We start from the raw sequence: 5,148 nt of genomic DNA on the forward strand, positions 1-5,148 counted from the left end.
GCAACGGCGTTGGTAGTCGCGAGCAAGCGACAGTGTTCGCTCGGTGAATGGTCCATCGACATAGCGCGCCTTGTTCCATGTCAGGCGAATCCACTCTCCCGGCGATTTTTCTAAGTAGAGGTAGCGCATGTCCCATGGGTTGACTCGTACCGGGAACTTGTCGATGTCTGGTCCGGTACCGGTGCCGCTGCGGGATCCGGGGGGTGGGAGTTGAGGACTGGTGTACTGCAGTCGGTATTGCACTCCTTTGGTGGTGATGGTGCGCCACACCAGCGGTAGTAGTCGCAGCAGAAGGTCCGGGCTTGACGGTACGGTCAAGCCAAATTTTCCGAGCGAGCGCCGAACGCCGAATTCGTGTGCCGCGTTGGGTGACAGCTTAAGATGTGGAGCATCCGGCAGCTGGATCCCGCGATGGATCTGTTTGTGATAGACGTTTGCTAGGAAATCACAGATCATCTCTTCTAGTTCATCCACGTAGTAGGCCGCCTGTTTTTCGATGTCCTCCCCGCGCACCTGCACAGATCCACCTTTTTGTCCTGCAACATCTTGCAGGTAGTACTCTATTGTTTGAAATAGACGTTCGCAGGGGCCTTTGTCCGTGGGCTGGTTAGCCCGTGCGGGTCGTAGATCTGTGTGCATCGCCCGCAAGACCGATACAGTTTGTTTACCGATGAAAATCTTAGCGTTATCGGGGATAACTGCACCAGCAACTGGGCGGCGCGATTGGATGAAGTCAGTGTTGTCTGGATCGTAGACGACGTGGTCGGGGACACCTAACCACCCGAGTTGCTGCATGTAGGCGGGCCGTTGCAGCGGCGCGAAATAGCGATACAGCAGCTGCATCACTGCGAATGCATCAGTCGAACGTTCCGTTAGAATTAGACTGGGAACCTTCTTGCAGAAGACGTCGATGAGCAACGTCAGCTGAAGATTGACCCACCGACTGGTGAGTCGGTCGAGACCGATGACATCGAAATAGTGAGTGTCGAGCATCAAGAATTGAGTGGGGTAGTCCGCGTGCAAGCCGTGAAATTCGCCGGACGGGGAATCCGCGAGTTGCTTCTCGGTCTGTACCGACGACCGGAACGTGTAACGACCGGCGGAAAGCTCCGTCAGTGCCGCGTATGCGGTGGTGCGGCCAGGCTGTCGCACCCTGCCGCCGTACTGCCTTTCACACAGTTGATTGATTTGGTTGATCATCGCTTTGCGAGTGATTCTGGTTTTTCCCGGGTGCTCGCGTACCTGCCGGGCAGCGATTTCCAACCAGCGGGCGTCAATGGAGTGCATCCCTAGTTTTCGGCGGATTGACCGTCCGTCGAGTAGCGCTGCGGGGTTGCCGTCGGCGGCCCAGTAGTTTGCGCATCGCTTCTTCACACAGGAGGTAGTCAGCCCCAGCTCTGCTGCTTTCGCCGCATATCGTTCTTCCAGAGCTATCTCGGGCGCGTATTGGGAACGGGGTTCGCCCTTCAACGCGCGATCTGAGGTGCCGCTGCGGTATCCCGTGGTGATCTCTAGGACGTGTTCTTCCCATTCATAGGCGTCGCGCTGCGCCTGTTCGGGCGCTAGATCGATGTCTGAGGCGGCAGATGTCTTTCCCTCAGGCGGAAGGGCGTCAAGGACGACGAAGTTGGGGTTCGCGGACATGGAGCCAGTCCAGATCGTGCAGAATCCCGGGGTGTCTTCGTAGGACAGCACAGCTACTTCGGCACTGATCGACTCAACGTGAGCCGGCCGACCGTGATACACGACTTTGGTGCCGGGAACTACGCTCACGGCACTCCTGGATAGGTCCATGGTTCTTCGTTTCTTGTGGAAGGCGATGTCTATCGCCTGCCCTGGTGGTGGCTGTTGTGTGCTCGTGGAATAGGCGACGATCAGCGAACGGAGTCGCTGATGCGGTGGTGGAACAATGCTCTCGCCTCGTCGGTCAGGTAGTCCGGGAGTGGCACCCCTTCCGAGAGTTCTGTGGTGCCGCGCAGAACGAATCGGTGCAGGTCGGCGCGGAGTTGTTGACGCCAGATCAGGTGGCGCACAGCGGGGGTGACTGGCCATTGTGGAAACTGTTCTTGAAGTTTCTCGACCAGCTCGTCGACGGTCAATGTGCCTGCTCGAACCGCCTCAAGGGCGGCAGTTGTGACATCGGAGTTGGTGAGTTCCGGGTCGCGAAACCCGTCGAGGTAACCCATGTTGAGTGACACCATCTCATCGGGTTCGGTCACGTGGACCTCGGTGTTCCAGCCCAGTGCTTGGATCCGTGGCATCGCCCACTGCAGGCACGAAGCTACTTTGGGATCGTTGAGTCCTGGAGCTGTTTTGACTTCCACTATGGTGACCTCTCCCGACCGCGAAACCGTGGCGTAGTCGGGTGTGTAGCGGCGGAGGCGGCGCTCGGCCCGTTCGACGAGCCGAAACGGCTGCGAATGGATCTCGATGATCTCCGGATCGGCATCTGCGAGCTGGAGTCGTCGTAGCTCTCGCAATGACTCGTATTGCACGTGAGCGCCCATCGTGAAGCAGTAGTGTTTACCCGAGTAGTACCACTGCCCCGAGAAATGACGAACAAGCCGTATGGGAAGTGTGTTCTTGAGCGCTTCGCGGCTTTGGACGCCGTCACAGGGGACAGTCGTCACGGTGTCATCAAGACCTCGTATCCTTATTACAGGACCCCCGGCGCTTGCTTTGATGTCTTCCTGTAAGCCATGTTTTTCCGGCACGGCACTATCCTCTCGGAGGGTCTGTGCATGGGACTTCGACATGATCTGACCGCACAACTGCGTGCTTGCACACATTGTTTCGACATCAATCACCGTCCTGGAAACAGGCATCATGCTCGGCCGACCTGGCGGACGAACTCGCTGAGTAATTGCTTCCAAGGGCGAGGTGTGCTCATCGCTCAAGCGATTCGGCAGGAAAGAGTGATCAGAGATCCGCGATCAGAGTATGAGCCAGTTCATTGGCATCACTTCGATTCAGAGTTAACGAGAGTGTCTGCTCGGCGGTCCTGATGCCGTTTCACCTCTGAGAGCCAATGGTAGCGCGAACTGGCGGACCAATCCATAGCCGTGAGCCCCTTTTATCAGACCACGAAAACTCTGCGCGTATCGTCGTCCCCATACATCGAAGCCACAACTAACTCTGGCGGACTGACTACACCGCGTGCGATCGAGTACGTGATAGTTCGGGTTGCCAGTTTGGGAGAGGGACCCTATGTCCATCTATGCGCTCGGCACGGCTCACACCGTAGAGCAACTACTCGAAAGCGGCCGCGACTATCCCTCCGAGTCGGTGTGCCTCAACCCGTTCTGCACCAAGCCTGTCTCGTACGCCGTCCACCACGCGGGTCGGCGGCAGCTGTTCTGCAGTCCGAGGTGCCGTCTTCAGTACCGCGACTATCGCAATCATCTCACCGCCGAGCGAACACAACTCGTCAGTCATATCAACTCGTGTGAGGTACCCCGTCGCACGAAAGTGATTCTCGGGCGCCAACTTAACCAGCTGGACTGGTCACTCGTGCTCTTCCCTCCCACCGACTGGGTTAAGCAGTTCGACTAGCCCCACCGATCCTGCCTTGGTGGAGGACACTGTTGCCACACTTGGTGCACATGACCCTCGTGCAGGAGGCGCCTCCGGCTGCGACAGCTCCGAGCAGACAGCGGATCAATCAGTTGCTCCTGCGGATCAGACGCTTGCTCGAGTCTGGCACGAATTCGGCGGTGCGCAGCCGGTTCCAAATCAGTTCAACTTGAACACTTCGACGCGCCCACGCATTCATCTCCAGGTGCAGATTTGTACAGTGTAGATGCTCTGCTGGTAGCGGAAGCAGCTCGTGCAAGCGCCGGGCAGCCTCATCGATGCCCGCACAGTCGAGCACTCCGAGAGCCAGCGCTATCGTTGGTGCGAGAACAAAGCTCGATACAAAGTTGCGCGTGCTGTTGCGCGCCATGTCACCGGTCTCCCGCAGTTCCAAGATCGCCGCGCCACTTCCCCTTACAAGACAGTCGATCTGCGTGATATCACCAGCCAGAATGATCTGGCGCGCCAGGTACGCCACATCATGCAGCAGTGGACTCGGCGCCCAGGTTGAAGGCGACGGATCACGTTCGGTGCGCAGAAGCGTGTCGATGCGTGCCTGTGCGCACAAGATGGGCGAATCGGCATCGAGAGCAGTCGCCTGAACTCCGCCGAGGACGAACTGGCAAACACCGCCGTAGCGACCATTCGCGCCATCACACGAACCTCCGCGAAGCCGCAGTTGCGTGATGCGACGACGTCGTGGGTGCGATCCGCACTGGGGGCATGTATCCACGAGCAAGCAGTGGTGGCGGCGACACGCGAAAGCCCACCGAGACCGCCAGCCCAACTGCCATCGGCCACCATCTTCGGTTAGGCACTGCGGGCAGAACCGTGAGCTCCTTGTCACGAGCCAGAAGCCCGCACGCGGACGTGGATAAACCTGGTAGTCCGTAGCAACCGGCGTCACGGTGTACCCATCAGTCTCTGGGAACATTGCCGACACAGTCATCGACTCGATCTGCGCCGAGCGCATTCCGCCGGCGAGCGCTAACCGCTCGATCTCGGATCGCGATACGCCGGTAACGAGGTCGCGCCTGCCTGCCCCCGGCATAGACATGTGTCGATAGAACTCGCCCAGCGTGAGCCGATGCCGCCGACAGCACGCTTCTACCCACGAATCGAGCGCTTCTCCGTCGATTGCCGGAACACGCAGCGCCAATGTACGCAAAGCAGTTCGAGCTGGCGAGTCGGACTTGGTTTGCGAGAGCATGTCTTAGTATCGCGTGCGATACAATGGGCGTGGGGCGAACCGCGCCCCTCCCCGACCGGTCACAATGAACGACGTGCCGGTCCCTGAAGCGTCCCTGACGCCAGCTCAAAGGCGGGTCCGGAAGATGCGGCGAGATGCAGTTGGAGACGCGATTCGCCGAGCACGAGTCGGGGCCGGACTAACTCAGCAGCAACTCGCCGACGCCAGCGGCGTCAGCCGACCAGCCATCGCCCGCATCGAAACCGGTGAAGCCTCGACTCAAGTAGACCGGCTGTGGGATCTGGCCGAAGCACTGGGCACGACGCCGAGCGCGATACTCGCGGATGCAGAGTCAAATCTCTAGTCGTCGGGACTGACGCCACTAA

At 59.1% G+C, this 5,148-nt stretch carries 4 protein-coding genes and 1 pseudogene; 1 reads left to right on the plus strand and 4 read right to left on the minus strand.

The features are described from left to right. The 4 genes and pseudogenes from ABW18_RS22030 to ABW18_RS23555 form a co-directional block, all read right to left on the minus strand. Window positions 1-1,773: hypothetical protein (locus tag ABW18_RS22030; protein ID WP_152930179.1), on the minus strand; the 1,773-nt coding region annotated here is incomplete at its 3' end. Window positions 1,774-1,874: 101 nt separating this feature from the next. Continuing rightward, complete coding sequence (locus tag ABW18_RS22035) at window positions 1,875-2,828, minus strand: TnsA-like heteromeric transposase endonuclease subunit (protein WP_083444510.1); 954 nt, start codon at window positions 2,826-2,828, stop codon at window positions 1,875-1,877. An 833-nt stretch (window positions 2,829-3,661) separates the two neighbouring features. Then, window positions 3,662-4,141: a hypothetical protein gene (locus tag ABW18_RS23310; protein WP_040519576.1), complete on the minus strand. Its 480-nt coding sequence runs from the start codon at window positions 4,139-4,141 to the stop codon at window positions 3,662-3,664. Between the two features lie 177 nt (window positions 4,142-4,318). After that, window positions 4,319-4,783: pseudogene (locus ABW18_RS23555) on the minus strand (TniQ family protein); the annotation flags it as partial. Between the two features lie 124 nt (window positions 4,784-4,907). Here ABW18_RS23555 and ABW18_RS22625 point away from each other — a divergent pair. Then, window positions 4,908-5,126, plus strand: coding sequence for a helix-turn-helix domain-containing protein (locus tag ABW18_RS22625; protein ID WP_233425431.1), 219 nt, complete (start codon window positions 4,908-4,910; stop codon window positions 5,124-5,126). Window positions 5,127-5,148 lie beyond the last annotated feature (22 nt).

This window comes from Gordonia jacobaea (assembly GCF_001186365.1).
In the GTDB taxonomy this organism is placed as follows: Bacteria; Actinomycetota; Actinomycetes; order Mycobacteriales; family Mycobacteriaceae; genus Gordonia; species Gordonia jacobaea.

What these genes read in the sequence shown, in the direction of transcription:
- ABW18_RS22035 (WP_083444510.1), bottom strand. Translation starts at nt 2,828, where the DNA reads ATGATGCCTGTTTCCAGGACGGTGATTGATGTCGAAACAATGTGTGCA.
- ABW18_RS22625 (WP_233425431.1), top strand. Translation starts at nt 4,908, where the DNA reads ATGCGGCGAGATGCAGTTGGAGACGCGATTCGCCGAGCACGAGTCGGG.